The sequence below is a fragment of the Pseudomonas sp. S2_F07 genome (genome assembly GCF_054668325.1).
In genome coordinates, this window is sequence record NZ_CP162758.1 from 5,903,457 (window position 1) to 5,926,968 (window position 23,512).

Annotated in this window: 18 protein-coding genes; 13 read left to right on the top strand and 5 right to left on the bottom strand. The window is 59.1% G+C overall.

Features of this window, described 5'->3' with window-relative positions:
- Positions 1–453: 453 nt before the first annotated feature.
- The 6 genes from fadB to AB4O40_RS26850 all read left to right on the top strand — a co-directional run bounded on the left by fadB (position 454) and on the right by AB4O40_RS26850 (position 7,894).
- A complete protein-coding gene (fadB, locus tag AB4O40_RS26825) occupies positions 454–2,601 on the top strand; it encodes a fatty acid oxidation complex subunit alpha FadB (protein ID WP_056721995.1) in 2,148 nt (715 codons plus the stop codon).
- 29 nt (positions 2,602–2,630) lie between these two features.
- Positions 2,631–3,806 (top strand): acetyl-CoA C-acyltransferase FadA, encoded by a 1,176-nt coding sequence (fadA, locus tag AB4O40_RS26830; protein WP_008023006.1) that lies wholly within the window; start codon positions 2,631–2,633, stop codon positions 3,804–3,806.
- A gap of 98 nt (positions 3,807–3,904) precedes the next feature.
- Positions 3,905–4,141, top strand: coding sequence for a DUF1653 domain-containing protein (locus AB4O40_RS26835; protein WP_008050054.1), 237 nt, complete (start codon positions 3,905–3,907; stop codon positions 4,139–4,141).
- 114 nt (positions 4,142–4,255) lie between these two features.
- Positions 4,256–6,883 carry a type I DNA topoisomerase gene (topA, locus tag AB4O40_RS26840; RefSeq protein WP_046041393.1) on the top strand — a complete coding sequence of 876 codons (2,628 nt, stop codon included), beginning with the start codon at positions 4,256–4,258 and terminating at the stop codon, positions 6,881–6,883.
- A 158-nt stretch (positions 6,884–7,041) separates the two neighbouring features.
- A complete protein-coding gene (locus AB4O40_RS26845) occupies positions 7,042–7,566 on the top strand; it encodes a DUF6586 family protein (protein WP_056721996.1) in 525 nt (174 codons plus the stop codon).
- 94 nt (positions 7,567–7,660) lie between these two features.
- Positions 7,661–7,894: a hypothetical protein gene (locus AB4O40_RS26850; RefSeq protein WP_046041430.1), complete on the top strand. Its 234-nt coding sequence runs from the start codon at positions 7,661–7,663 to the stop codon at positions 7,892–7,894.
- Positions 7,895–7,988: 94 nt separating this feature from the next.
- Here the strand turns inward: AB4O40_RS26850 and sulA are convergent, their stop codons facing one another.
- Together sulA and lexA are read right to left on the bottom strand one after the other, a co-directional pair.
- Entirely contained in the window at positions 7,989–8,465 is a 477-nt protein-coding gene (gene sulA, locus AB4O40_RS26855) for an SOS-induced cell division inhibitor SulA (protein ID WP_056721998.1), read from the bottom strand.
- Between the two features lie 10 nt (positions 8,466–8,475).
- Complete coding sequence (lexA, locus tag AB4O40_RS26860) at positions 8,476–9,084, bottom strand: transcriptional repressor LexA (RefSeq protein WP_007995278.1); 609 nt, start codon at positions 9,082–9,084, stop codon at positions 8,476–8,478.
- Between the two features lie 229 nt (positions 9,085–9,313).
- Between lexA and AB4O40_RS26865 the strand changes: the two genes are divergently transcribed.
- The 3 genes from AB4O40_RS26865 (at position 9,314) to AB4O40_RS26875 (ending at position 11,940) form a co-directional block, all read left to right on the top strand.
- A complete protein-coding gene (locus AB4O40_RS26865) occupies positions 9,314–10,021 on the top strand; it encodes a TetR/AcrR family transcriptional regulator (protein ID WP_056722000.1) in 708 nt (235 codons plus the stop codon).
- A 158-nt stretch (positions 10,022–10,179) separates the two neighbouring features.
- Positions 10,180–11,190, top strand: coding sequence for a beta-N-acetylhexosaminidase (nagZ, locus tag AB4O40_RS26870; RefSeq protein WP_056722002.1), 1,011 nt, complete (start codon positions 10,180–10,182; stop codon positions 11,188–11,190).
- 12 nt (positions 11,191–11,202) lie between these two features.
- Positions 11,203–11,940, top strand: coding sequence for an S-methyl-5'-thioinosine phosphorylase (locus AB4O40_RS26875; RefSeq protein WP_460057229.1), 738 nt, complete (start codon positions 11,203–11,205; stop codon positions 11,938–11,940).
- Positions 11,941–12,080: 140 nt separating this feature from the next.
- On the opposite strand, the gene AB4O40_RS26880 is transcribed toward AB4O40_RS26875, so the two are convergent.
- Genes AB4O40_RS26880 through mfd form a run of 3 tightly spaced genes read right to left on the bottom strand, consistent with a single transcriptional unit; the run spans position 12,081 to position 18,819 of the window.
- Positions 12,081–14,774: an SNF2-related protein gene (locus AB4O40_RS26880; protein ID WP_414914693.1), complete on the bottom strand. Its 2,694-nt coding sequence runs from the start codon at positions 14,772–14,774 to the stop codon at positions 12,081–12,083.
- A 6-nt stretch (positions 14,775–14,780) separates the two neighbouring features.
- Entirely contained in the window at positions 14,781–15,359 is a 579-nt protein-coding gene (locus AB4O40_RS26885; RefSeq protein ID WP_056722008.1) for a CsiV family protein, read from the bottom strand.
- 10 nt (positions 15,360–15,369) lie between these two features.
- Entirely contained in the window at positions 15,370–18,819 is a 3,450-nt protein-coding gene (mfd, locus tag AB4O40_RS26890) for a transcription-repair coupling factor (RefSeq protein ID WP_056722009.1), read from the bottom strand.
- Positions 18,820–19,182: 363 nt separating this feature from the next.
- On the opposite strand from mfd, the gene AB4O40_RS26895 reads away from it, so the two are divergent.
- The 4 genes from AB4O40_RS26895 (at position 19,183) to AB4O40_RS26910 (ending at position 22,955) form a co-directional block, all read left to right on the top strand.
- Positions 19,183–20,646, top strand: a complete 1,464-nt coding sequence (locus tag AB4O40_RS26895; protein ID WP_056722011.1) for a glyceraldehyde-3-phosphate dehydrogenase — start codon at positions 19,183–19,185, stop codon at positions 20,644–20,646.
- Positions 20,647–20,862: 216 nt separating this feature from the next.
- Positions 20,863–21,348 carry a hypothetical protein gene (locus AB4O40_RS26900; protein WP_414914695.1) on the top strand — a complete coding sequence of 162 codons (486 nt, stop codon included), beginning with the start codon at positions 20,863–20,865 and terminating at the stop codon, positions 21,346–21,348.
- Positions 21,349–21,463: 115 nt separating this feature from the next.
- On the top strand, positions 21,464–22,558 hold the full coding sequence (locus AB4O40_RS26905; protein ID WP_460057221.1) for a polymorphic toxin type 44 domain-containing protein: 1,095 nt from the start codon (positions 21,464–21,466) through the stop codon (positions 22,556–22,558).
- Complete coding sequence (locus tag AB4O40_RS26910; RefSeq protein ID WP_414914697.1) at positions 22,530–22,955, top strand: hypothetical protein; 426 nt, start codon at positions 22,530–22,532, stop codon at positions 22,953–22,955. The genes AB4O40_RS26905 and AB4O40_RS26910 overlap by 29 nt, the downstream gene beginning before the upstream one ends.
- The last annotated feature ends 557 nt before the right edge of the window (positions 22,956–23,512 follow it).

Here is a 23,512-nt window from a genome sequence, read left to right on the forward strand (position 1 = left end):
GGCCAGGCAGGCCGGTAATCGGTGTTGGCTGATCTTACGCTGGGCATTCGCCAAAAGCGTTCACAATTTTCCTCCAGGTTTCGCCAGCGTAGCTTGTTAAACACGGGCTGCAGCGAATTAGGGCGAATTTTCTAACAATTGATTCTATGAATGACCTTGCATGTTTCGGCGTGTTTAAGGTCTTCGCAGTACGGATATGACCGGAAAGTCGCGTTTCAACCCGTGTTTTGGGCGATTGACAATTGTCGGAAATTCCGTGAAGGTGACGTACCCAAATCAAACGGGCGTATGAATTGAGCGTTTGTATTTCAGACCGCTCCTACAGAATCCCGACTATCGCGTTGGCGGGTGTGCCGGGGGAATGGGCGTAGCATTGACGATCAACGTCCCTGCCAAGCCGTTCGCCTGCGTCCGACGTGTACTGTTCAGCTTCCATATCGTGGAGATCAGTTGATGATTTACGAAGGTAAAGCCATCACGGTTAAGGCTCTTGAAAGTGGCATCGTCGAACTGAAGTTCGACCTCAAGGGTGAGTCCGTCAACAAGTTCAACCGTCTAACCCTGAACGAACTGCGTCAGGCCGTAGACACCATCAAGGCAGATGCTTCGATCAAGGGCGTGATCGTCAGCAGTGGCAAGGACGTGTTCATCGTCGGCGCCGACATCACCGAATTTGTCGACAACTTCAAGCTGCCGGATGCAGAACTTGTTGCTGGCAACCTCGAAGCCAACAAGATTTTCAGCGATTTCGAAGACCTCAACGTCCCGACTGTTGTTGCCATCAACGGCATCGCGTTGGGTGGCGGTCTGGAAATGTGCCTGGCGGCGGACTACCGCGTCATGTCCACCAAGGCCAAGATCGGTCTGCCGGAAGTCAAGCTGGGCATCTACCCAGGCTTCGGCGGTACTGTGCGCCTGCCGCGCCTGATCGGTGCCGACAACGCCATAGAGTGGATTGCCGCCGGCAAGGAAAACCGTCCTGAGGACGCGCTGAAAGTCGGCGCCGTCGACGCAGTGGTAGCTCCTGAGCAGCTGCAGAACGCCGCGCTGGAACTGATCAAGCGCGCCATCTCCGGCGAGTTCGACTACAAGGCCAAGCGCCAGCCGAAGCTGGAAAAACTCAAGCTGAACGCCATCGAACAAATGATGGCTTTCGAAACCGCCAAGGGTTTCGTGGCCGGTCAGGCTGGCCCGAACTACCCGGCGCCGGTTGAAGCGATCAAGACCATCCAGAAAGCCGCGAACTTCGGTCGCGACAAGGCGCTGGAAATCGAGGCTGCCGGTTTCGTCAAGCTGGCCAAGACCTCTGCCGCGCAGAGCTTGATCGGCTTGTTCCTGAACGATCAGGAACTGAAGAAAAAGGCCAAGGCCTACGACGAAATCGCCAAGGACGTGAAGCAGGCCGCCGTACTGGGCGCCGGCATCATGGGCGGCGGTATCGCCTATCAGTCGGCTTCCAAAGGCACGCCGATCCTGATGAAGGACATCAACGAGCACGGTATCGAGCAGGGTCTGGCCGAAGCCGCCAAACTGCTGGTTGGCCGCGTTGATAAAGGTCGCATGACCGCCGCGAAAATGGCTGAAGTGCTCAACGGCATTCGTCCAACCCTGTCCTACGGTGATTTCGGTCACGTGGACCTGGTGGTGGAAGCGGTCGTCGAGAACCCCAAGGTCAAGCAAGCGGTACTGGCTGAAGTCGAAGACAAGGTCAAGGAGGACACCATTCTGGCGTCCAACACCTCGACCATTTCCATCACCTTGCTGGCCAAGGCCCTCAAGCGTCCGGAAAACTTCGTCGGCATGCACTTCTTCAACCCGGTGCACATGATGCCGCTGGTGGAAGTGATCCGTGGCGAGAAGTCCAGCGAGTTGGCGGTTGCCACCACCGTTGCCTACGCCAAGAAAATGGGCAAGAACCCGATCGTCGTCAACGACTGCCCGGGCTTCCTGGTCAACCGTGTCCTGTTCCCGTACTTCGGCGGTTTCGCCAAGCTGGTCAGCGCCGGTGTGGACTTCGTCCGTATCGACAAGGTCATGGAAAAATTCGGCTGGCCTATGGGCCCGGCCTACCTGATGGACGTGGTCGGCATCGACACCGGTCACCACGGTCGTGACGTGATGGCTGAAGGCTTCCCGGACCGCATGAAGGACGACCGTCGCTCGGCCGTCGACGTGCTCTACGAAGCCAAGCGCCTGGGCCAGAAGAACGGCAAGGGCTTCTACGCCTACGAGACCGACAAGAAAGGCAAGCAGAAGAAAGTCGCCGATCCCTCGGTACTGGAAGTGCTCAAGCCGATCGTTTACGAACAGCGCGAAGTCACCGACGAAGACATCATCAACTGGATGATGATCCCGCTGTGCCTGGAAACCGTGCGTTGCCTGGAAGACGGCATCGTCGAAACCGCTGCCGAAGCCGACATGGGTCTGGTCTACGGTATCGGTTTCCCTCCATTCCGTGGCGGTGCGCTGCGCTACATCGACTCGATCGGTGTGGCAGAGTTCGTTGCCCTGGCTGACCAGTACGCTGACTTGGGCGCGCTGTACCACCCGACCGCGAAGCTGCGCGAAATGGCCAAGAACGGCCAGAGCTTCTTCGGTTAAGCGCCCCCAACTAGAGTGAGAGTGAACTTATGAGCTTGAATCCTAGAGACGTCGTGATTGTCGACTTCGGTCGTACTCCGATGGGCCGCTCCAAGGGCGGCATGCACCGCAACACCCGCGCCGAAGACATGTCGGCGCACCTGATCAGCAAACTGCTGGAACGTAACGTCAAGGTCGACCCGAACGAAGTGGAAGACGTGATCTGGGGCTGTGTGAACCAGACCCTGGAGCAGGGCTGGAACATCGCGCGCATGGCGTCGCTGATGACCCAGATCCCGCACACCTCGGCCGGCCAGACCGTCAGCCGCCTGTGTGGCTCGTCCATGAGCGCACTGCACACTGCCGCGCAAGCGATCATGACCGGCAACGGTGACGTTTTCGTGGTGGGCGGCGTCGAGCATATGGGTCACGTGAGCATGATGCACGGTGTCGATCCGAACCCGCACATGTCGCTGTACGCGGCGAAAGCCTCGGGCATGATGGGCCTGACCGCGGAAATGCTGGGCAAGATGCACGGCATCACTCGCGAACAACAGGACGCTTTCGGCGTGCGCTCCCACCAACTCGCCCACAAGGCGACCGTGGAAGGCAAGTTCAAGGACGAAATCATCCCGATGCAGGGCTACGACGAGAACGGTTTCCTGAAAACCTTCGACTACGACGAAACCATTCGTCCGGAAACCACCCTGGAAAGCCTGGCGGCTCTGAAGCCGGCGTTCAATCCGAAGGGCGGCACCGTGACAGCCGGTACCTCGTCGCAGATCACCGATGGTGCCTCGTGCATGATCGTGATGTCGGCGCAGCGCGCACAGGACCTGGGCATCCAGCCTCTGGCGGTGATTCGTTCGATGGCGGTGGCAGGTGTGGATCCGGCAATCATGGGCTATGGTCCAGTACCGGCCACACAAAAAGCATTGAAGCGCGCGGGTCTGGGTATCTCCGACATCGACTTCTTCGAGCTCAACGAAGCTTTCGCCGCACAGGCCTTGCCAGTGCTGAAAGATCTGAAAGTGCTCGACAAGATGAACGAGAAGGTTAACCTGCACGGCGGCGCGATCGCCCTGGGCCACCCGTTCGGTTGCTCCGGTGCGCGTATCTCCGGCACTTTGCTCAATGTGATGAAGCAGAATGGCGGTACCTTCGGGGTAGCCACCATGTGCATTGGTCTCGGCCAAGGCATCTCCACCGTCTTCGAACGCGTTTAAGCGTCTCGTTGATGGAAGCCGGGGCCAAGTGCCCCGGTTTTTGTTTTTCCGGATTTATTTTTGTTTTTATTTTGAAAAAATTCAGCGAGGGCCAAAGCATGCCGATACAACCTGGGCTCTACCAACATTACAAAGGTCCGCAGTACCGCGTATTCAGTGTTGCGCGGCATTCGGAAACCGAAGAAGAAGTGGTCTTCTATCAAGCCCTGTATGGCGATTACGGCTTTTGGGTGCGTCCCTTGAGCATGTTCCTGGAGTCCGTCGAAGTTGACGGCGAACAGGTGCCACGCTTTGCTTTGGTGCAGGCCGAAGAAAGCCTTTTCAACAAGCCATAAGCTGGGTGCGCGCAAAACCCTGCGCTTGACCTCACCTTGTTGCCACTATATATAGCGGTGCCGCGTCAGGCGCCAACCGCCTTTCACTTCTCGAATTCAGGAATTTTCTGATCCATGGGCAAATCGCTGGTCATTGTGGAATCCCCGGCTAAGGCCAAGACCATCAACAAGTATTTGGGCAACGAATACGTGGTGAAGTCGAGTATCGGCCATATCCGAGACCTGCCCACCAGCGGTTCGGCTAGCGCCAGCAAAGAGCCAGCCGCCAAGCGCGGCAAGGCTGCCGCGGGTGAAGTGCCGGCACTGTCGCCGAAAGAAAAAGCGCGCAAGCAGCTGGTCGCTCGCATGGGGGTCGATCCGGACCATGGCTGGAAAGCCAAGTACGAGATCCTCCCGGGCAAGGAAAAGGTCATCGAAGAGCTGCGCCGGCTCGCCAAGGATGCTGACACCATCTATCTCGCAACCGACTTGGACCGCGAGGGGGAAGCCATTGCCTGGCACCTGCGCGAAGCCATCGGTGGTGACGACACCCGCTACAAGCGCGTGGTGTTCAACGAAATTACCAAGAAGGCGATCCAGGAAGCCTTCTCGAAGCCAGGCGAACTGGATATCGACCGCGTTAACGCCCAGCAGGCGCGTCGTTTCCTCGACCGCGTCGTGGGCTACATGGTTTCGCCGCTGCTGTGGGCCAAGATCGCTCGCGGTCTGTCTGCCGGTCGCGTGCAATCGGTTGCCGTGAAGCTGGTGGTCGAGCGCGAACGTGAAATCCGTGCGTTCATCCCGGAAGAGTACTGGGAAGTCCACGCCGACCTCGGCACCGCCAAAGGCGCGACCGTGCGTTTCGACGTGGCTCGCGAAAAGGGCGAAGCCTTCAAGCCGCTCAACGAAACCCAGGCCATGGCTGCACTGGAGAAGCTCAAGGCTTCCAGCTACAGCATCGTCAAGCGCGAAGACAAACCGACCAGCAGCAAGCCGTCGGCGCCGTTCATCACCTCCACCCTGCAACAGGCCGCGAGTAACCGCCTGGGCTTCGGTGTGAAGAAAACCATGATGATGGCCCAACGTTTGTACGAAGCCGGCTACATCACTTATATGCGTACCGACTCCACGAACCTTTCGGTTGATGCCGTGGCAATGGCGCGTACTTATATTGAAGGCGAGTTCGGCAAGAAGTACCTGCCGGAAACCCCGAACGTCTACAGCAGCAAGGAAGGCGCACAAGAGGCTCACGAAGCGATTCGTCCGTCCGACGCCAATACCGAGCCAAGCAAGCTGTCGGGCATGGAGCGTGACGCTGAGCGCCTCTACGAGCTCATCTGGCGCCAGTTCCTCGCTTGCCAGATGCTGCCGGCGCAATACCTGTCGACCACGGTCACTGTGGGTGCCGGCGACTTCGAGCTGCGCGCCAAGGGCCGCATCCTGAAGTTCGACGGTTACACCCGCGTCATGCCGCAAATCGCCAAGCCAGGCGATGACGACGTACTGCCGGACATGGCCCAGGGCGACGCGATGAAGCTGATCAAGCTTGATCCGACCCAGCACTTCACCAAGCCGCCGGCGCGTTACTCGGAAGCCAGCCTGGTAAAAGAAATGGAAAAACGCGGCATCGGTCGTCCTTCGACCTACGCGGCGATCATTTCGACCATCCAGGACCGCGGCTACGTGGCGCTGCACAACCGTCGTTTCTACTCGGAAAAGATGGGTGACATCGTCACCGAGCGTCTGGCGGAGAGCTTCTCCAACCTGATGGACTACGGTTTCACCGCCGGCATGGAAGAGCATCTCGATGACGTGGCCCAGGGCGAACGCGACTGGAAAAACGTGCTCGACGAGTTCTACGGCGACTTCAAGAAGAAACTCGAAGTAGCCGAAAGCCCGGAACACGGCATGCGCGCCAACCAGCCCGTCATGACTGACATTCCGTGCACCACCTGCGGCCGGCCGATGCAGATCCGTACCGCGTCGACCGGTGTGTTCCTCGGTTGCTCGGGCTACAGCCTGCCGCCGAAAGAGCGCTGCAAGGCCACCGTCAACCTGGTGCCGGGCGACGAAATCGCCGCGGACGACGAGGGTGAGTCGGAGTCGCTGGTGTTGCGTGGCAAGCATCGCTGCCCGATCTGCAGCACGGCGATGGATGCCTACCTGCTCGATGAAAAGCGCAAGCTGCACATCTGCGGTAACAACCCGGATTGCGATGGCTACGAAATCGAAGAGGGCACTTATCGCATCAAGGGCTATGAAGGTCCGAGCCTGGAGTGCGACAAGTGCGGTAGCGAGATGCAGCTCAAGACCGGCCGTTTCGGCAAGTTCTTCGGTTGCACCAATGCTACTTGCAAGAACACCCGCAAGCTGCTGAAGAGCGGTGATGCGGCGCCGCCGAAGATGGATCCGGTGAAGATGCCTGAGCTGAAATGCGAAAAGGTCAACGACACCTACATCCTGCGCGACGGTGCATCCGGTCTGTTCCTGGCCGCCAGCCAGTTCCCGAAAAACCGCGAGACCCGTGCTCCGCTGGTGATGGAAATCATCCCGCACAAGGACGAGATCGATCCGAAGTATCACTTCCTCTGCGAAGCACCGAAGAAAGATCCGGATGGCCTCCCGACTGTGATTCGTTACAGTCGCAAGACCAAGGAGCAGTACGTGCAGACCGAAGTCGACGGTAAGCCGACTGGCTGGAAAGCGTTCTACGACGGCGGCAAGTGGACGGTCGAAGACAAGCGTCCGGCTGCGAAGGCGTAAAGCGTCGCGGCACTGAAAAGGCCGCATGAGAACCCTCGGGTTTTCATGCGGCCTTTTTTGGTGCTCCTGCAAAGAAGGGGGGCTTGCGGTTGGATCGGCTGATCCTCGACACTGTCCAACCTGCATGAAGCAATTATTTCGTTGTGGAGGCTGCCGTCATGGCCCACGAACTGTATACCCGCACCAATCAGAAGATTTATTTCGCCGGCTTGTCGCTCGAAGCGCTGGCTCGCACTGAAGAGGGGCGGGCGATGAATTCGCTGGCGCTGATCCAGGCCGGACGCGAATCCACGCTGTTTCACCTGTACGGTGCGCTGTTGGGCCTGTGTCACGAAATCGCCGGTTTCTATCGCTTGCCTCAGGCCAATGCGCCCCGTGCAGAGATGTTGCTGACTCGCGAGGTGCTGGACACCATCGCCATTCCGGAAATGGCTGAGCTGGTCGAACTGGCCAATAATCCGGAAACCTGGCTGGCCAAGCTGTTGGCCGCCCATGCTGCATTGTTTCAGCCGCCACGCGCGCCTCACAAGCCGAAAGGGGACGTGACCCAACCTCTGATCCAGGCTGTCAATCTGGATGAAGAGGAGGCACCGCAAGAGCTGAGTCGGGAGGAGCTGGAGAGCTGGCGTCAGAATCTGAAAGGATTGGCGATCCGCTTTCGCGAAGGCCTGAACGAGTGCTGACAGAAACAGTTTTGGGACGGCATCTGGTCAAGATCCCGAGCGAAGCCTGGCCGATGCCTATATAATCCCCGCCTTTCGTGGAGAACAGTCCTTTATGCCAACGTCCTTTCTAGAAATTGTCGAGTTACCAGACGGCCGTATCGAGCTGCGCAGGGCCGAGGACGAGGGTTCTCTGGTTACTTTGGATTTCTCCGAGGACGCCAAGGCATTCCTGCAAGGGCAGCACGTGGAAGTCGCCAAGGCGATGTTGAGCGTGGGTGTTCAGATGGCCGGTCGCCTGGTTGAAGGCGAATTCGACAAGGAAGAGGGGTCGCGGGTTCTTCATTGACCCCCCGTCTGTCGCTTTTCTTGATGTCGTTACTCATCGGCTTCTCTGTCCCTGGAGAAGCCTTGCGCGGTGAAGCGCGCGTCTTGTCTGCCGGTTAACCCAGTCGAATATTCAGGCTTTGAGCGTCCCCGGTGCGGGCGGCGCTGATCAGTTGTTGCCGCGATTGGGAGCTCAACGGGTTGATCCAGCTGACCACCGTGTGGCTGCGACCCAGGCGCAGGGCTTCGCAGGTCAGTTGCTGGGCGCTCTGGGTGCCCCGTGGTTGCAGCAACAGAATGCGCTCGCGGTTGAGGCCGGCATCTCGCAGCCAGGCTTGAGTCAGGCTGGCGGGCGGTGCGATCAGTGTCAGCCAGCGTGCGTCCTGGTCCTGGCTCAATTCCCTGAGGATCGGTGCCAGGAGGCTCAGGCAGTTCCCGGCTGCACCACGCAGTGACAGCTCGCTGAAAACGTCAGGTTCGGCGCTCCAGGGGGACTCGACTACGTCTTTCAGGATCGGCGCCAATGGCTGTGCCATGAACGCTTCGAACAACGGCAGTTGGGTTTGCTGTGGTGATGTCTGTGGGAACTGCATGGTGCCTCCTTTAGCGGCGAATGACGCCGACACTCAAGCCTTCGATCACCAGTTCCTGGTCTTGAAGGTTCACTTCAATAGGGGCGAACTCGGGGTTCTCGGCGATCAGCCAGACTTTGCTGCCGTCACGCTTGAAGCGCTTGACGGTCACTTCGTCGCCGATTCGCGCAACCACGATCTGGCCGTTGCGGGCTTCGCGGGTGGTGTGGACCGCCAGCAGGTCGCCGTCGAAAATGCCGATATCCTTCATGCTCATCCCGTGGACGCGCAGCAGGTAGTCGGCGCGCGGATGGAAGAAGGCGGGATTGATGTTGCAGGATTCTTCGATGTGTTGCTGCGCAAGAATCGGAGCGCCGGCCGCGACCCGGCCAATGATCGGCAGGGTGGAGTCGTCGGCCTTGGCTTCGAAACCGGGGATGCGAATGCCACGGGAGGCGCCAGGCGTCATTTCGATTGCACCCTTGCGAGCCAGTGCCTTGAGGTGTTCTTCCGCCGCATTGGGCGACTTGAAGCCCAGTTCCTGAGCGATTTCCGCACGGGTGGGTGGATACCCGTTGTCTTCCAGGCAGCGCTTGATGAAGGCCAGAATCTCTGCTTGTCGTGGCGTCAGCTTTAGCATATCGATCGCTCTGTTTTTTTATACAGTGACTGGGATTATATACAGTGAGGCGATCTTGGCAATGCTCCTTTTTTCAGTCGCCGCCGGACGGTCAAACAGTCAGTGGATTGAAGCTTCGCCGTTGTGTGGTTAAATGTCTGACCGACCATTCCCGAAACGAACTGCCAGACTTGACAATGCACAGGCTGAAACGTATGTTTCAAACAAGTGTTTGTCAGGCGGAGTAGCCATGGCCCAGTCGGAAACCGTTGAACGCATTCTTGATGCAGCCGAGCAGTTGTTCGCGGAAAAAGGTTTCGCCGAAACCTCGTTGCGTCTGATCACCAGCAAGGCGGGTGTCAACCTGGCGGCGGTGAACTATCACTTCGGTTCGAAGAAGGCGTTGATCCAGGCGGTTTTCTCGCGGTTCCTCGGTCCGTTCTGCATCAGCCTCGATAAAGAGCTGGAGCGGCGTCAGGCCAAGCCTGAAATCAAGCCGACCCTCGAAGAGTTGCTGGAAATCCTCGTCGAGCAGGCGCTGGTGGTGCAGCCGCGCAGCGGCAACGACCTGTCCATCTTCATGCGTTTGCTGGGGCTGGCGTTCAGTCAGAGCCAGGGGCACTTGCGGCGTTATCTGGAAGACATGTACGGCAAGGTGTTCCGCCGCTACATGATGCTGGTCAACGATGCGGCGCCGCGTATCCCACCTATCGAACTGTTCTGGCGTGTGCACTTCATGCTGGGTGCGGCGGCGTTCAGCATGTCCGGTATCAAGGCCTTGCGCGCGATTGCCGAAACCGACTTCGGCGTGAACACCTCGATCGAGCAGGTCATGCGCCTGATGGTGCCGTTCCTGGCTGCCGGCATGCGCGCCGAATCCGGCGTTACCGACGCGGCCATGGCCACTGCCCAGCTGCGTCCGCGTAGCAAATCGACACCGGTTGCCGCCAAGGTTTAACCGCGCACGGGTGGGCGCGGCAGCTGACATCCGCTAAGCTAACCGCCCATGCCGACTCTCGTTTTGAACCCGTTTCCCATTGATATCGCCGACCTGCCGGGCACAGCGTCTGGCGGCGAATTCGTGTGGGCCGGGTTTTCTGTTATCAAGGAATTTCTATGACTGCTGGCTTGCAAGGCTCGTTGATGGTGGACGTCGCCGGTACCTGGCTGACCGCTGAAGATCGCCAATTGTTGCGCCAGCCCGAAGTGGGTGGCCTGATCATCTTTGCCCGTAACATCGAGCATCCGCGTCAAGTGCGCGAGCTGAGTGCGGCCATTCGCGCCATTCGTCCCGATCTGCTGCTGGCGGTGGATCAAGAGGGCGGCCGCGTGCAGCGCCTGCGCCAGGGTTTCGTGCGCTTGCCCGCCATGCGCGCCATTGCCGACAACCCGAACGCCGAATACCTGGCCGAGCAGTGCGGCTGGATCATGGCGACCGAAGTGTTGGCCGTTGGTCTGGACCTGAGCTTCGCCCCGGTGCTCGACCTGGATTACCAGCGCAGCGCCGTTGTCGGCACTCGCTCGTTCGAAGGTGATCCCGAGCGCGCGGCCTTGCTCGCGGGTGCATTCATCCGCGGTATGAACAGCGCAGGCATGGCGGCTACCGGCAAGCACTTCCCCGGCCACGGCTGGGCTGAAGCGGATTCCCACGTCGCGATCCCCAACGACGAACGTAGCCTCGACGAGATTCGCGCCAATGACCTGGTGCCGTTTGCCAAACTGAGCAAGCAACTGGCCGCGGTCATGCCGGCCCACGTTATTTATCCACAGGTCGATTCCCAGCCCGCCGGTTTCTCCCGACGCTGGTTGCAGGACATCCTGCGTGGCGAACTGCAGTTCGATGGCGTGATTTTCAGTGATGACCTGTCCATGGCGGGCGCTCACGTGGTCGGCGATGCCGCCAGCCGTATCGAAGCGGCGCTGACTGCCGGTTGCGACATGGGCCTGGTGTGCAACGACCGTGCGGCCGCCGAACTGGCCTTGAGCGCTGCGCAACGCCTGAAGGTCAAGCCTTCCGAGCGCATTGCACGGATGCGCGGCCAGTCGTTCGCCAGCACCGAATACCGTCAGGACCCGCGCTGGCTGGCCGCTGTCGGCGCGCTCAAAGAAGCTCAATTGATTGATTAAGGACTGTTCGTTATGACGGTTTACGCGATTATCGGTGGCACTGGCCTGACTCAACTCGAAGGCCTGAGCATTCGCCAGTCACTGGCAGTGGACACGCCTTATGGCGCACCTTCGGCCGAGGTTCAGATCGGCGAGTATGCCGGCAAGGAAGTACTGTTCCTCGCGCGTCACGGCCATCCCCATCGTTTTCCGCCGCATCAGGTCAACTACCGCGCCAACCTCTGGGCGCTGAAGCAGGCCGGTGCCGAAGCCATTCTGGCGGTCAATGCCGTGGGTGGCATCCATGCCGCCATGGGCACCGGGCATTTTTGCGTGCCACATCAGTTGATCGACTACACCAGCGGTCGTGAGCACACCTACTTTGCCGATGACCTGGTGCACGTCACCCATATCGACTTCAGCTATCCCTATAGCGAACCGTTGCGCCAGCAACTGATTGCGGCATTGGCGGTGGAAGGCGTGGGTTACAGCAGTCATGGCGTGTATGCCTGCACTCAAGGGCCGCGACTGGAGACAGTGGCTGAAATCGCCCGACTGGAGCGCGACGGCTGCGACATCGTCGGCATGACAGGTATGCCGGAAGCGGCCCTGGCCCGCGAGCTGGAACTGGATTACGCCTGTCTGGCGCTAGTGGTGAACCCGGCGGCGGGCAAGTCGACGGCGGTGATTACCATGGCCGAGATCGAGCAGGCGTTGCATGACGGCATGGGCAAGGTGAAATCGACGTTGGCGCGGGTGCTCAAGGGCTGAGCCCCACTTGATACCGCGTTGACCCCATCGCGAGCAAGCTCGCTCCCACAGTGTCCGCGTCGAACACAACTTTTGCGGACATCACTGAACCTGTGGGAGCGAGCTTGCTCGCGATGGCGGTCTAAAAAACGCCGAAAGTCTCAACGTTTTTCGAGGTTTTCCGGCAGCGGCGCAAACAGCGCCTCGATATCATCGTTTTGCAGCTTCCAGTCCCCGGCCTTGCGCCCATCCAGCACACCGGCCGCGAGGTCGGATTTTTCCTTTTGCAGGTGCTGAATCTTTTCTTCCACCGTGCCGCGCGCGATCATTTTGTAAACGAACACCGGCTTCTCCTGGCCGATGCGATACGCGCGGTCGGTCGCCTGGTTTTCCGTCGCCGGGTTCCACCACGGGTCGTAATGAATCACCGTGTCCGCCTCGGTCAGGTTCAGGCCAACGCCACCGGCCTTCAGGCTGATCAGAAAAATCTGACGCTTGCCGCTCTGGAATTCCTTCACTGGAGTACGGCGGTCGCGGGTCTGGCCGGTTAGCAGGGCGTAGGCCACGCCGCGTTTGTTCAGTTCGTCTTCGATCAGCGACAGCATTGAAGTGAACTGCGAGAACAGCAGGATTCGTCGACCTTCCTCGAACAATTCCTCGAGCATTTCCATCAGGCTGTCGAGCTTGCCCGACGTGCTGCCACGGCTTGGCGGGGTCGCCTCGTTGACCAGGCGCAAATCGCAACACACCTGACGCAGCTTGAGCAGGGCTTCGAGAATAATGATCTGGCTGCGGGCCACGCCTTTGCGGGTGATCTCGTCGCGGACTTTCTTGTCCATGGCCAGGCGCATGGTTTCGTACACATCACGCTGGGCCTCGTTGAGTTCGACCCAGTGAATGATCTCGGTTTTCGGCGGCAACTCGGTCGCCACCTGTTCCTTGGTGCGGCGCAGCAGGAAAGGTTTGATCCGACCGTTGAGGTGCGCAAGCCTGACTTCGCTGGTGCGTTTTTCAATCGGCACGCGGTAATCGCGGTTGAAGCTTTTGACGTCGCCCAGCCAGCCGGGCAGGAGGAAGTGAAACAGTGACCAGAGTTCACCGAGGTGGTTTTCCAGCGGCGTACCGCTCAGGCACAGGCGCTGTCGGGCATTGAGCTCGCGGGCAGCCTGGGCGGCCTTGCTGGTCGGGTTCTTGATGTATTGCGCTTCATCCAGCACCAATATGTGCAAGGGCTGCGCCGCCAGGCGTTCGACATCCTTGGGCAGCAGCGCATAGGTGGTCAGGATCAGATCGTAGTCAGCCAGCTTGTCGAAGTGCTTTTTGCGGCCGGCACCGTACAGCGCCAGTACCTTGAGCTGCGGCGTAAAGTGCGCCGCTTCGTCGAGCCAGTTGGGGATCAGGCTGGTCGGCATCACCACCATGCACGGCCGATCCAGGCGGCCGGCGTTTTTCTCGCTCAGCACATGGGCCAGTGTCTGTAGGGTTTTGCCCAGGCCCATGTCGTCCGCGAGAATTCCACCCACCTCCAACTGCCGCAGTGATTGCATCCAGCTCAAGCCTTCGAGCTGATACGGACGCAGCGTCGCATTCAGGCCTTCCGGGGCGATGGCCGTGTGGTCCTTGATGTCGCGCAGGCGCTGGGCAAAGGTGCGGATCTGTTCGCCACCCTCCCACAGTAGCGGCATGTCTTCCAGCGGGTTCAGGCGCGTGGCATCGGCCTTGCTCAGGCGCAGCGTGGTGTCGCCGGGCTCCTGCAGGTAGAACTCGCCAAGGGTGGCCAGCACCGGTTTCAAGCGGCCGAAGGGCAGGGCGACTTGTAATGGGCCGTGCTCGGAATTCGGGCGATTGGGGATATTCACCAGGATCAGCTCGTCGTCGCGGCGTCGGGCGAGGCGTTCCGGGTTGAGGATTTCGGTGTGGGAGCGCATCAGGTTGAGCAGGATCGGCAACAGGCTCAGGCGTTCGCCGTTGACGATGATCCCCAGTTCCAGGTCGAACCAGTCGCGCTCCGGCGCTTGTTCGACGGTGGCGTACCAATCGTCTACCGCTGTCAGGTCGAACCCGAAGTCCTCGTCGATCTGCAACTCCCAGCCCTGGGCGCGCAACTTCGGCAGTTCATTGAGGGTAAAGGTCAGCCAGGCGCTGTCATTGACCATCTCGAACAGCTCGCCGGCGCTTTCCGGCAAGGCCTTGCTTTGCCGGGTGGCGACTTTGAAGCCGAGGATTCGCAGCTGTTCCCGGTAGGACTGTTCCACGTCCGGGTGGCGTTTTATCCGCAGCGTCTGGGTTTCCTGGCGAATCAGGATGTCGGTGTTTTTCTGCCCGCTGACGTACTCGTCCAGGTAACTGAAAGACAGCGCCGCGCGATGCTGGATGTAACGCTGCATTCGACCGTTGCGCGGTTCGAAGGCGCTAAACTCGATGCTCGCCAGCCATAGGCGCGGTACCGGTTGCACATTGTCCACCAGCACTTGCGGCGGGGCTTTCGGGCTGCGGTTTTCCAGGACGGCCTGGAGCTTTTCCAGGAGTTCGGCGTCTTTGGCGGCAGCGGGGTAGTCGAGGGTTTCCTGCACTTGCAGGAGCACCGCCGCGCAATGTTTGCAGTTGCTGTGGACCGGGCAGGAGCAGGTGGCGTCGACCATCAGCAGCGTGCCTTTGGCTGACTCGCGCAGGCGAATGGTCTGACGGTAAACGTTACCGCCAGAGCCTTCACACGCGGCGACGATGGTTGCGTCGCCGGCCTCGACGATCCTGACGCGATTCTCCAGCGCGTAACGGCGACCACGCTCCAGGCTCTGTTCCTTGAATCGGCTGACCCAGGACGGTGCGAGGGGTTTGCTCAGGGTCGCGGACATAGGGAATCAGTCCGGAATTTCTTCGGGAGCTGCTCGGGGTGCGGGGGCGGTCAGCGAGGTGATCTTGATCAACAGGCCGAGGTGGCCGTTATCGAGAAAATTCAACTGGCCGTTCTTGGTGTGGCTTTCCTGTTTCAGGCGCTCGCTGGCGGTCACCATGCCATTGGCATCGATCTGGTTGACCCAGAAATCGGCGTCGACGTCGGTAAAACGTCCCAGTTTCATGTTCAGTGTGCCCTCGATCGGGAACTGACCATATTGTTCCTTACCGTCGCTGACCGCCACTTTGCTGGCCGTTTCACCGAGGGGTTGTTGCCAGGCCTTGTGCAGCAACACCGTGTAGTCGGCGCTGCTGGTGAGTTTTTCCACCTCGCCATTGAGGCTTGGCGTGCGCAGGCTGTCGGGGCTGACCGGTTGGGCGCCCGCCGCCCAGTCTTCCGGCGCGGCGCGGCTGACAATCGCCGGCACGGCGTTTTGACGGACCAGAATCATTTCGACCTGATACAGGTCATCGGCAAATGCCGTGGGTGCGACCAGCGTTGGCATCAACAGGGTCAGCAGGGTCAGTGAGCGAAACAGGCGCATGCGGCGTCCTTCAAGCAGTTTTCGGAACGAGGCGCTCGAACAGCGCCTCTACAGTATTAAAGCGCTCTTCCGGGCGCTCCATCGGAACCATGAACTTGAACATCGTGGCGCCTTCGAATTTGTAGCGTTTTGGCTGGCTCTGGATCAGTTTGATCAGGGTCAGCGGGTCGACCGGCGTCTGTGCGGCGAACTCGACGCGACCGCCCTGGGGGCCGCCATCGACTTTCTTGATGCCCAGTTGCTCGGCCTGCAATTTCAATGCAGTGATACGGATCAGGTTCTTGGTCGGTTCCGGCAACAGGCCGAAACGGTCGATCATCTCCACCTGCAAATCCTTGAGGCCGTCCTCGTCGGTGGCCGAGGCAATGCGCTTGTAGAGAATCAGGCGGGCGTGGACATCCGGCAGGTAGTCTTCCGGAATCAACGCCGGTACCCGCAAGTTGACTTCCGGACCGCCGCCGAGCGGTTGATCGAGGTTCGGTTGCTCGCCCTTGCGGATCGACTTCACCGCGCGCTCGAGCATTTCCATGTACAGCGTGAAGCCGACAGCCTGGATCTGCCCGCTCTGGCCGTCGCCGAGCAGTTCGCCGGCGCCACGGATTTCCAGGTCGTTGGTGGCGAGCACGAAGCCCGCGCCGAGGTCCTGGGTGTTGGCAATCGCTTCCAGGCGCTTTTCCGCGTCCGGGGTGATTTGCTGGCGTGGCGGTGTCAACAGGTAGGCATAGGCCTGGTGGTGGCTGCGTCCGACCCGGCCGCGCAATTGGTGCAACTGTGCCAGGCCGAACTTGTCGGCACGCTCGATGATGATGGTGTTGGCGCTTGGTACGTCGATGCCGGTCTCGATGATGGTCGAGGCGATCAGCACGTTGAAGCGCTTGTGGTAAAAGTCGCTCATCACCTGTTCGAGTTCGCGTTCGCGCATCTGCCCGTGGCCGATGCCGATCCGTGCTTCCGGCACCAGTTCGGCGAGGTCGGCGGCGCATTTCTCGATGGTCTTCACGTCGTTGTGCAGGTAGTAGACCTGGCCGCCACGCAGCAACTCACGCAGCAAGGCCTCTTTGACCGTGCTCTTGTTCTGTTCCATGACGAAGGTGCGGACCGACAGGCGGCGGGCCGGCGGCGTGGCGATGATTGACAGGTCGCGCATGCCCGACACCGCCATGTTCAGCGTGCGCGGGATCGGCGTGGCGGTCAGGGTCAGGATGTCGACTTCGCTGCGCAGGGCCTTGAGCTGTTCTTTCTGGCGCACGCCGAAACGGTGTTCCTCGTCGATGATCACCAGGCCAAGGTTTTTGATCTTCACGTCGTCCTGCAGCAGCTTGTGCGTGCCGATGACGATGTCGATCTTGCCTTCGGCCAGGTCCGCGACTGCCGCATTCACTTCCTTGGCCGACTTGAAGCGGCTCATCACTTCCACGGTTACCGGCCAGTCGGCAAAGCGGTCGCGGAAGCTGTTGTAGTGCTGCTGGGCGAGCAGGGTGGTCGGCACCAGGATCGCCACCTGGCGACCGCCGTGCACGGCGATGAACGCGGCGCGCATCGCCACTTCGGTCTTGCCGAAGCCGACGTCGCCACATACCAGGCGATCCATCGGCCTGGGCGCAAGCATGTCTTCGCGCACCGCGTCGATGGTGGTTTGCTGGTCCGGGGTTTCTTCGAACGGGAAGCCGGCGCTGAAGGTGGCGTAGTCGGCCTTCGGGTCGGCGAAAGCGTAGCCTTCGCGGGCGGCGCGGCGGGCATAGATGTCGAGCAACTCGGCGGCGACGTCGCGCACCTGTTCGGCGGCTTTGCGCTTGGCTTTCTGCCAGGTCTCGGAACCGAGGCGGTGCAGTGGGGCCAGGGCATCGTCGCTGCCGGTGTAGCGAGCGATCAGGTGCAGGTTGGCCACCGGTACATAAAGCTTGGCGCCTTCGGCGTATTCCAGGGCGAGGAATTCAGCGGCCTGGCTGTCGATTTCCAGGGTCGCCAGGCCCAGGTAGCGGCCGACGCCGTGGTCGATGTGCACCACCGGCGCACCTTCGCGCAGCTCGGTGAGGTTCTTGATGACGGCATCGTTGTTGGCATCGGCGCGCTTTTCGCGGCGACGGCGCTGCATCACGCGCTGGCCGAACAACGGGCTTTCCGCGACAAGGGCCAGGGCCGGGTCATCGAGCAGCAAGCCTTCGTCGAGCGGGGCGATGGTGATCGCCAGGCGTTCCTTGCCGGCGACAAAGTCCGGCCAGCTGTCGACGGTTTTCGGTCGCAGCTTCAAGCGTTCCAGCAGTTCCAGCAACACTTCGCGGCGACCTGCCGATTCGGCGGTGAACAGCACGCGACCGGGGAACTGGTCGAGGAACTCCGCCAGTGCCGCCAGCGGTTGGGTGGCCTTGGCTTCGATGGCCAGGTTCGGCAGCTCGCGAGCGGGGAAGCGCTCGCGACCGCCACCGCTTTCCACATCCTGTTGACTGGCCACCACGCGCGGCCAGTTCTTCAGGCGCGCGAAGCAGTCTTCCACCGGCAGGAACAGTTCGGCGGGCGGTAATAAAGGACGGGACGGGTCGACGCGGCGTTCTTCATAGCGATTGCGTACGTCGTTCCAGAAGTTTTCCGCGGCCTGTTCGATGCCGGGCAGCGAGAACACTTGGGTGTCCTGGGGCAGGTAATCGAACAGCGTCGAGGTTTCTTCGAAGAACAGCGGCAGGTAGTACTCGATGCCGGCCGGGGTAATCCCGCTGCTCAAATCCTGGAAAATCGGGCAGCGGCGGAAATCGACATCGAAGCGCTCGCGAAAGCGCGCCTTGAAGCGAGTGACCGCTTCTTTTTGCAGCGGGAATTCCTTGGCCGGCAACAGCTTGACCGAATCAACCTTGTCGATCGAGCGCTGGTTCTCCGGGTCGAAGGTGCGCAGGGTTTCGATTTCGTCGTCGAACAGGTCGATGCGATACGGCAGTTTGCTGCCCATCGGGAACAGATCGATCAGCGAGCCGCGAACGGTGAACTCGCCGTGCTCATACACCGTATCGACGTAGCGATAGCCCGTGGCTTCAAGCCGGGTGCGCATTTGCTCGACGTCGAGCTTCTGGCCGATGTCCAGCACCAGGCTGCTGCCGAGCAGGAATTTGGTCGGCGCGAGGCGATGCAGGGCGGTCGTGATCGGCACCACCAGCACGCCATGGCTCAGTTCCGGCAGCCGGTACAGGCTGGCGATGCGCTGGGAAATGATGTCCTGGTGCGGCGAGAACAGGTCGTAGGGCAGGGTTTCCCAGTCCGGAAAGTGCAATACGGGCAAATCCGGGGCGAAGAAACCCAGCTCCTGTTCCAGCCGTTCGGCACTTTGGCTGTCGGCGGTCAGCAGCAGGGTAAAGCGCTTGGCAGCGCTGGCGGCCTCGGCGATGGCCAGGCTCAGGGCGGCACCGGGCAGGTTGCCCCAGTGCTGTTTACCTGCCGCGGCAGGGAGAAGCGGTAGACGCAGAACGGGCACGGAAGGTTGAGCTCCAAGCGTTGCGACAAAGTCGGCAATTGTAGCGGTCAACGATGCCGCCTGTCAGTTGCTGACTGTGTCTAAAGCACGGGTTTGGTGAAATGTAGTGGTAAAGACAAAATCCGGCGTTTTTTTGCCATGAATTATTGAATATGTAGTGGCAAAAACAACGAGTGTTACGGAGGGTTACGGATAACGACGCGCGGCCTCCAAAAAATTGACTGCGCTGAAAGCCCCGGTTTTATTGGGTTTGCGCGGGGCGTAATTTTTTTGAACGACGAATTGTTACGTAAAGCACGACGGGCGCGCATTGCTACCGCTGTCACTCGGCGGCATAATGTAGCCCCTTTTTTCTGCCCCTACATGTGGAAGGTTCCCGTGACTCAGAAGCCCGACCAGTGTCTTGGTGAATGGATCGACCGTGAAGCACTCGCAGAAGCGATGATTCCGCTTATCGGTCAGCTCTACCGCAATAACAACGTGGTGAGCTCGATCTATGGCCGCAGCCTGATCAATCGTTCAGTCATTGCGATTCTCAAAGCTCACCGCTTTGCTCGTCACCGTCAGTCCGACGAAAGCGAGCTGTCCGTCCACGAAACATTCCCGCTGATCAAGGCGATGAGCGAACTCAAGCTCGGCGCCGCTTCGGTGGACCTGGGCAAGCTGGCGGCCAAGTTCAAGGCCGAAGGCAATGGCCGTACTGCCGAGCAGTTCGTCCGTGAAGAACTGGCTGACGTGGTTGGCCAGCAAAACGCATCGGCCCGCAAAGGCACCGACGTTGTCCTCTACGGCTTCGGTCGTATCGGCCGTCTGCTGGCGCGCATCCTGATCGAGAAAACCGGTGGCGGCGACGGCCTGCGCCTGCGCGCCATCGTTGTCCGCAAGGGCGCCGAGAACGACCTGGTCAAGCGTGCCAGCCTGCTGCGCCGCGACTCGGTCCATGGTCCGTTCGATGGCACCATCACCATCGATGAAGCCAACAACACCATCACCGCCAACGGCAACCTGATCCAGGTTATCTACGCCAAGAGCCCGGCCGAAGTCGACTACACCCAGTACGGCATCGAAAACGCCCTGATCGTCGACAACACCGGTGTATGGCGTGACGCTGACGGCCTGGGCCAGCACCTGGCCTGCCCGGGCGCTGCCCGCGTGATCCTCACCGCACCTGGCAAGGGCGCGCTGAAGAATATCGTGCATGGCATCAACCATGGCGAAATCACCCCTGACGACAAGATCATCTCGGCGGCTTCCTGCACCACCAACGCCATCGTGCCGGTGCTAAAGGCAGTCAACGACAAGTACGGCATCGTCAACGGCCACGTCGAAACCGTTCACTCGTTCACCAACGACCAGAACCTGATCGACAACTTCCACAAGGGTAGCCGTCGTGGCCGCGCCGCGCCGCTGAACATGGTTATCACCGAGACCGGTGCCGCCACCGCAGCCGCCAAGGCGCTGCCAGTGCTCAAGGGCAAGCTGACCGGCAACGCGATTCGCGTTCCTACGCCGAACGTGTCGATGGCCATCCTGAACCTGAACCTGGAAAAGGCCACCACTCGCGAAGAGATCAACGAGTACCTGCGCCAGATGGCCATGCACTCGGACCTGCACAAGCAGATCGACTACGTGAGCTCCCAGGAAGTGGTTTCCACCGACTTCGTTGGCTCGCGCCACGCAGGCGTAGTGGACGCTGAAGCGACCATCACCCAGGATAACCGCGTTGTTCTGTACGTCTGGTACGACAACGAGTTCGGTTACAGCTGCCAGGTGGTTCGCGTGATGGAAGACATGGCCGGTGTAAACCCGCCAGCATTCCCGCGCTAAGCCTTTAGCTGCACATGAAACGCCCCGGCCTTGGTCGGGGCGTTTTTGTTTGTGCGCTCCGCAATAAATACGCTTTAGAAACAGTCCTGTAGGAAAAGGATCGTTTCTATTGGCGAAACTTCTGAATCATTCTTTTGACCCTGCCGTGAGGATCGCGACGCTGTTAGCGTCCGCCGCATTATTTCTGAACACCCTTCCTGGGATATGGATTTTGAAATGAATGCACCCATGCAGCCTTTGTATACCAACGATGTTTCCCCAGAGTATCTGCGCAGTCTGGACAATCCACACTTCACTGAGCAGCAAATTGCGCAATTCCATGAGCACGCCCAAGTGGTTGTGCGTCAACAGCAGGCTTACATCGACGCTCATCCTGCTATCGCAATCTTCCGGTGCGCAACCGAGGGCAGCCACACCCGTAACGGCGGGGTGATCCAGCAAGGGACGGGGCCGCTGGAGTTCAAGTTGGAAAATGGACGCTCGGTGCGCGTAGCGCGAACAGGCGACTACGTCCTGTATGCCGATGGCAGTACGGCGCAAATCATCACCGGCGCAGGGCAAGACAACAATGATGTGGCGCTGGTCGGCAGCATGCTCAGCAATGGCGACGAAATCATCAATACACCGCAAGGCGGCTACGTGTTTATTGCGCGCGAAGGTGTGTCGATGGGCGAGGATTTTTTGCCATCGGTCGCGGATTGAGTGACGAAGTCTGGCGCTGTCCAAAGCTGTCTCAGTGCTGCGTTGCTTAAATGCTCACGCAGCTGATGGTCGAAAACTTTCTGGACTCGGCCGGAAGTAACGGAGAAGAAATTCAATGAAAGAAGGACATTTCATCGGTCTGAATGACCGAACCACTTGTGGTGGCAAAGTTCTGGATGGTGACACCCGGATCATGATGTATGGCGTTGCCCACGCCTGCGATGGTGATCGAGTTACCTGTGGAAAAGACGGGAAGACGTATCGGATCGTCGGTGGTATTTCGCACATGATCAGTCATGGAAAGCTCATGGCTGGTACGCTGGACAGTTACAGTAATTGCCCCTGTAAAGCTCGACTGATCCCCTCCGTAATGACGGCCACGTATCAAAGCAACGCAAGCCCTGCACAGCCGGCCACCAGGGCTGCGGGCTCATCGGCGGCTCCGGCTGAAAACAGCTTTACGGCCAAACCTCAGGTGGTTGATCTGAAGCTGGCAGATAAAATCTCTGCACCACCCGGCGACCTTGGTGGAAGCGAAGCCTGTAACCATCCAGACCAGATGGAAGAGCTTGCCAGCTACATCGCAGGTGAGATGAATAGGAACATCAAGCATCCGTCCGTGTTGAAAATGAAAGAGCTGATGAGCTACGACAGCAGCGCGCAAGCCAGGAAATTTCGGGCGTTACCCTGGTACGCCAGACTGGCTGGACCACCAAATTTCAACGGAATTGCATGGACGAAGAAGCTTGAGGCGATGGCGATCTGGACGAAGCAGGTGGGTCAGAATATGGAGTGGGATCACAAGCCGAAGCTTCGGGCTATGTACAACGATGACGTCCGGCACAAGCAAGGCCGATATGACTACTACTACGATATTTGGTCGAACATCCATTATGGGTACGTCGGCATAGTAGGTGGGCTTTCACAAAGCGTATTGTTGGATGGTGCGGGAGTTGAGCAAATTGGCTCGGACACAAAAAGGTGGATTGAAGACCATAAGAAATACCCAGGCCCGCATCTAACTGCGAGTCTAGTTGACGGACTACGGGCATTTGACGATATAGCCGATAGGGTGGCGATAAGTATTGGTGTGAAACTCGCCAGTCAATACGCAAATGGCGGGGTGACAGCCAAAATCATCATGAGCGAAGTTTTGGCAGTCGCACCCGAAAATTGGGGGGATGGAGTTCGTGAGCACTCCTGCACGTAAAAGAGGTCAATCTTTTAAAAGGTGGTTGTGGATTCCGATTGTGTATCTGGCCATCACCCACTGGGATATTGCGCTACCTACGGTTACTATTCACTATCCCGAGAGCGGGAGGGAGGAGCTCAGATACATCTGGAATGTCCAAGACCGGGTATACAAAGGAGGGATGCAACCCGGCGGAGGCACAGTCGATAATGGTCACCTGTTTCCGGATGATAATTTTTTTATGGAAATCTCCTGGTGGAGCAAAAATGTTCGTGCCCACTGCGTCAACATAACCCCGAAGTGGCCTAATACGGATATCTATCTTGATGCCAATGGTGATATTGATCTCAGCGAAGGCAGTGGCACTGATTCGGATCGCTTGAAACAATGTATCACAGATACCGCGAGCCCCTGAAAGATGCCAAGTTCTGAGGGGATCGGCTTCACAAGATTATCAGTATCCCAAAATGTAAATAAAAGGGTGCTGCTTTTGTTTATGCGTAGACTGCTAGCAATATTGCTTCTGATATATTTTGTCTGGTATGTCTCCGTGCCAAGGGTGAAAGTCTATTTCTCAGAGGAGGGGGGCGGAAAGTTGGAGTTTGTTCTAAATACTCAGCACGATATATTTCGAGGAGAAATCTCCCCTGGCCAATCTACAGGAGGTCCCGGCCATATTTTTAAAAATAATGATTTTTTCATGCAGTTCGACTGGACTGTCTCAGGGAAAAGTCATTGCGTAAGGATAAGTCCTAAGTGGCCAACGACCAGTATATATATTGGAGCAGATGGAGCTCTCGATAGCGGTCACACTAGTGCAGCCGATTCAGATCGATTAACGGAATGCCCTCGGCAATGAGTACAGGATCAAAAAAACGCTCCGACCTTCATTCTACGGTCAGCCCTTGGACTGAATTGTGACCATGGGAGGATAAAGTGTCGATAAACATCGGTTTAAAACTCGCCAATCAG